This is a genomic window from Mesorhizobium sp. M2C.T.Ca.TU.002.02.1.1 (assembly GCF_003997225.1).
On the sequence record NZ_RZTO01001296.1, the window covers coordinates 1 to 1,020 of the forward strand.

1 protein-coding gene is annotated in these 1,020 nt (G+C 60.3%); it reads left to right on the top strand.

Features of this window, described 5'->3' with window-relative positions; translation table 11 throughout:
* Window positions 1-227: 227 nt before the first annotated feature.
* A partial coding sequence (locus tag EOD07_RS35600; RefSeq protein ID WP_164772909.1) for a sugar phosphate isomerase/epimerase occupies window positions 228-1,020 on the top strand: 793 nt, incomplete at its 3' end.

The window sequence follows — 1,020 nt, forward strand, 5'->3', positions numbered from 1 at the left end:
TGGGAAGCTTCATATCTCGGTCAATTCCATGATTTAACGAGGTAATTCCGCCTTTTTAATTGCCGGCCAGACCCTTCCGCCGGCTTTTCAGGCGCTTGACCGAATTATGGGATTTGGTAATACCAGAATGGCATGGCGCTGAGATGCCGGTGAGTTTGCCCAAACAGGCTGGCCCTCGCTCCAATCGACGCTATGCTTGGTGGCGAAACAAGAGAGGGAGGATGCCGATGCCGACGACGATGAAGGGGCCTGGCCTGTTTCTGGCGCAGTTCGCGGGCGACGCCGCGCCGTTCAATTCACTGGCTTCGATCACCAAATGGGCGGCAGGGCTCGGCTACAAAGGCGTGCAGATCCCGACCTGGGACGGCCGCCTGTTCGACCTCAAGAAGGCGGCGTCGTCGAAGGCCTATTGCGACGAGGTGAAAGGCATCTGCGCCGACGCGGGCGTCGAGATCACGGAGCTATCGACGCATCTGCAGGGTCAGCTGGTGGCGGTGCATCCCGCCTATGACGCGCAGATGGATGGCTTCGCGCCGCCATCGGTGCACAACAATCCCAAGGCGCGGCAGAAATGGGCCGTCGAGCAGATGAAGTTCGGCGCCAAGGCATCGCGCAATCTCGGGCTGGATGCCTCGGTATCTTTCACCGGCTCGCTGGCCTTCCCCTACCTCTATCCCTTCCCGCAGCGACCGGCCGGACTGATCGAGGAAGCCTTCGACGAGCTCGGCAAGCGCTGGAAGCCGATCCTCGATGTCTACGAGGACAATGGCGTCGATGTCGGCTACGAGATCCATCCTTCGGAGGATGTGTTCGACGGCGCGACCTTCGAGATGTTCCTCGACGCGGTCGGCGGCCACAAGCGCTGCAACATCAATTACGACCCGTCGCATTTCCTGCTGCAGCAGCTCGACTATCTCGAGTTCATCGACATCTATCACGAGCGGATCAAGGCCTTCCACGTCAAGGATGCCGAGTTCAACCCGACCGGGCGGCAGGGCGTCTATTCGGGCTACCAAGGCT